The sequence below is a fragment of the Polynucleobacter sp. 35-46-11 genome, from assembly GCF_002281105.1.
This window is the reverse complement of the sequence record NZ_NCFJ01000204.1, coordinates 1-4198: the sequence shown is the minus strand read 5'-3', so window position 1 is coordinate 4198 and position 4198 is coordinate 1. Positions and strand designations below refer to the sequence as shown.

4 protein-coding genes are annotated in these 4198 nt (G+C 47.3%); all 4 read left to right on the top strand.

What is annotated here, in order from left to right; genetic code table 11:
• The first annotated feature begins 83 nt into the window (after nt 1-83).
• The 4 genes from B7Y67_RS11845 (at nt 84) to B7Y67_RS11830 (ending at nt 4188) form a co-directional block, all read left to right on the top strand.
• Nucleotides 84-674, top strand: coding sequence for a hypothetical protein (locus B7Y67_RS11845; RefSeq protein ID WP_293598817.1), 591 nt, complete (start codon nt 84-86; stop codon nt 672-674).
• Entirely contained in the window at nt 671-1726 is a 1056-nt protein-coding gene (locus tag B7Y67_RS11840; RefSeq protein WP_293598816.1) for a site-specific integrase, read from the top strand. The genes B7Y67_RS11845 and B7Y67_RS11840 overlap by 4 nt, the downstream gene beginning before the upstream one ends.
• A 352-nt stretch (nt 1727-2078) precedes the next feature.
• A complete protein-coding gene (locus B7Y67_RS11835; RefSeq protein ID WP_293598818.1) occupies nt 2079-2984 on the top strand; it encodes a YafY family protein in 906 nt (301 codons plus the stop codon).
• The gene (locus B7Y67_RS11830) at nt 2968-4188 is read left to right on the top strand and encodes a hypothetical protein (protein ID WP_293598815.1); all 1221 of its coding nucleotides are present in this window, start codon (nt 2968-2970) and stop codon (nt 4186-4188) included. The genes B7Y67_RS11835 and B7Y67_RS11830 overlap by 17 nt, the downstream gene beginning before the upstream one ends.
• The last annotated feature ends 10 nt before the right edge of the window (nt 4189-4198 follow it).

Genomic DNA, 4198 nt, shown 5'->3' with positions numbered 1-4198 from the left:
GAAGTCGAGGCGTTCATCCAGCAGTTGGCATGTCAGCCTGCCGTGGGTTTGAATGAGCCACTTTCTGAGTCAGCCATTGCGGTATGACATCGGTGAATATCCAACCGCACTTAATTCAGAAACAGCCCGTACCGATATCCGACTCATTTTCATTGCGTGGTTCGGAAAAGAACGCCGACAAACGATGGGCCGGAATCACTCGAAATATCAGGGCATTTTTTTGCTCAGCCGGCAACGTCATCCAAGCCAAAACTGTCTGGTCTGCGGGCATCTTGCTTCAAGGGAAACCCATCCAATCAGCGGGCATCCTGCCATTCAGAAAGCACCCCAGTCACCCCATTTTTGGGCGTTTCGTAACGCGTCCAAAAATGGGGTGTTTGGGGAAAATAGAACGCAATTTTTGCGATCTTTTTTTGCCAAGCACGAAGTCTCATATACAAGCGCCCATCCTATTCAAGCAGAACCCCCAAGTCTCGCTGCCCACCTGGAATCAGGCTGAAGTCTTGTTCAAGCAGCCCGCCAAACTATCAGGCAAAAATCACCTTCAGGCTGCCCACTCAAATCAGGATCAAACCCCAGCCTTACGGGCAGAACCCGGTCAGTCAGGTTTGCAGCCTTTTACTGAGATCACCGCCGTATTCTGGATCAATGCCCATAGCAGGCGTTTAGCATGACGTACTTCGCTGAACACCGATTAGCGCAAGAGCAGATCAGGCCGATCAAGACATCCACGGCAGCGGAATATGATCGGGCTTGGATGCGACTCAATGGCCAGCATTGGCGTAACTATGCCGCTATCCACCAGATCAAGAGCAAGCCCAGTCTTGCTGTATTGAGGGCAGCATGGCGGCGCGGCATTGCTCAGCAAATCCTGAATGGGATTGAATCAACCCACGATGACTGGGATCAATCCATTCGGGCGTTGTACACCCAATTGGATGACGACATCCGTAGGGTGGGTTATGTACCACCCGCACACTTAAGCCACACCAGCAAAGGTCGCAGGCATTCGCCCAGAAAAGCCAGCAAACGCCAATCCTTGAATGGATTGCCGGATAACTGGCGTAGTCAATTGATCCGGGCCATGAACACCAAAGAAGATCAACTCGCTCTGATGGTCATAGCTTTGACCGGGGCTCGGCCTGAAGAAATGCGATTAGGTGTCCAACTTATGATTGAAACCGATCAGTGCCTGACGTTTCGCATTCAGGGTGCCAAGGTCAGTGAAATTACCGGCGGCGGACAGGCATGGCGAGAATTGACCGTGGATGCATGGCGCGTGCTGGATGACGATCTGGTGTATGAGTTAATGGCATACATCCAAGAGCATCAGATCACCACAATCCAGATCGATCCGAAGAATGCTTTTCAAAAACGCCTCCAGCGCATTCGCAATCAATTGGCGCAATACGAAACCGCATGGAGGAAGGTCAGTGCTTATAGCCTCAGGCATCAGTTTGCCGCCGACCTGAAGGCCGACACGACTATTCACTTTGACGATATCAGTGCCGCGATGGGGCATGCCTCTGATCGGACCAAGCAGCACTATGGTCATTCATCCCAAAAGCGGGGCAAGGGCGGCATCACTCAGATCACCGCTGCCAGTCCCATCAAAGCACATCGGAAATCAGCGGCATCTCAGGTGTTTTTGAGCAAAGCAACCAAACGATCAAAGAATCAAAAGACTGACGATGCATTCAATCAAAAACAACTGTCAACACCTTAGACAATTGGATCATCACAGTGACACTATTGATTCGGCACGAATAATCCATGAAACCGTAGGGTGCGCCATGCGCACCGATGGGTTAAATGGTGCGCAGGGCGCACCCTACGACTTAGCGGACAATCACGGATAAAACTGGCCCGATCAATAATGACCCGGTTACCAAGACGCTTCAATGTCGTGATGCGCACTACTGGCGAAAACGCCGAATCATCTCGAACAGCACAAAGATCCCTTGAATAAAATTTCGATGAACGACAAAAAATCAAAATCTTGACACAACCTGTCACTTTGCTCTGATAGGATGCAAACCTAACTAAAAGTCTTACAACGGGCGATGCAGGAAAACTTGGTGAGCAACGAAAATAAAGATCACGATCGCCTGGCTGTGCGCTTGACGCAAATCCTGATCAAACTGAATCAAGGTGAAGAGCTTGATCCAGCATTGTTGGCCGCTGAATTCTCTGTGCATCGTCGAACCATTCTACGTGATCTAAACGAACGCTTCGCTTATTTGCCGCTCGAAAAAAACAATGGGCGCTATAAAATTGCCCCCGCCTATCTTGGCCGGATCACATTTTGTGATATTGAACGCTTTGCGGGGCTCGCGGGACTGCGCGGTTTATACCCCGCACTAAACACGGAGTTTCTGCGTGAACTCTTCGACAGTCGGTTGCAAGAATCATTGTTGGTGCATGGGCATAGCTATGAAGAAATGCGCAACCACATCAAACAATTCAGGCAATTACAGCAAGCAATCATAGATACGCGAATTATCACCATCGATTATTGCAAAAACGCCAATATAAAAACCGTCACAGTTCAGCCTTATAAACTTATCAACAATAAGGGGATTTGGTATTTGGCTGCAACGGACTTGGGCAAACCTAAGGCCTATACCCTGAGCAAAATAAACCAGGTGGTTTTGGAGGACGTGCAGTTTACGCCCGACAAGTCGATCAAGCGCATGGTTGAGCAAGAAGACAGCATTTGGCTTAACCAAAACAAAACCGAGGTAATTCTCAAAATTGAACCGGCAGTAGCTGAGTATTTCCGTCGTCGCAAACTCATTGCGGGACAAGTCATAGAAAAAGAACTGAGTGATGGTGGGCTGCTTGTATCAGGCAAGTTTGGTCATCCAAATCAAATCTTACCCATCGTGCGTTATTGGATACCCCATGTCCGTATTGTGAGCCCTGAATCTTGGCAAAACGATGCGGATAACAGCTTAATTAAATATCTTGAAAGAAAAAATTGAAATGATTTCAAAAAAACTACTGCTCATCGGCTTGTTTGCCCTAACCTCGTCGGCATTAATTACTTACCTAAATAAGCCGCAATCATACGATGATGCGCTAGTCGCTATTCAATCGAAGAAAATGCTGGCGCCGATTGACCCAGCCATCTTGGATCAACCAACAGATATTCAGTTACTAATGATGCAATACATGAGCGAGTCCCCAATACTGGCGCAAGAATCATTAATTGCGCTAAAAAAATACCCCAAGTTTGCTCCAGATATATTCGAAGCCTATGGTGAAAATGCAGACTTTAAAAAGGCACTTGATCAATACGAGTCCAGCATCATACCGGTGATTTATTACTACCGAACCAATGACATGTTGTCACTCAAATTGAAGCAGGGCATCCAGAAAGGGGTCGATGCAGCTAAAAAAGCCGTGGTAAGTCTCTGGGACACAATGACTCAAAAAGAAGCGGCGCCAGAGCAAGAGACGCAACCACTCGAAAAACTTGACCCTCATCAACGAGGATTGATTGCCATAAAAGTTATCAATCACGATGGATATGACTTTATCGGCCAATTTCTCACCAACAAAGATGGTGAGGTCCATTGGGTACAAACCGACAGGATCACATCGGGAATTACCGGTTTTCTGACCAGTGGCATCAAAAACGTTGAAGTTAAACACGACGAAAAGGAAAACGTTACCGCATCTGACTATTTCTTTGCTGCAACGGATGCGCTGGTATTCGCATCAGCCTTAAAAGTGCTAAAGGTGGCTAAAGCCGCCGAGGAAACTGGGAAAGCCACAGAAGTGGCGACGCAGAGCGGAAAGGCTCTAAAAGAGGCGAGCACAGTGGCCAAGTCAGCGAATGAAGTGAAAGCAGTAAGTTTCATCGAAAGAACCAGACTGTTCGGAGCATCTCTGATACCAAAGTCAAAGTTTTTACGTAAACTAGGCGCAACCGGAGTCTACATCGCTACAGGATATGTAATCGTGACCCATCCCGGTTTGCTGAACAGCATATTTGCTGAAATCGCAAAGCTACTCGGACTACCGGCTTTTGTTGGTCAGTTTCTGGGATGGTTTTTGTTAATAGGTGTCCTGTTTTACCCAGTGATATGGTTGCTAGGTGGTTTTTTGAGCATTATAAATATGCTTGCGCGCTTAGTTTTTAGATTAAATAAGAATTTAGTCACCAATGGCCCAGGTAAATAGAAAAATCAAC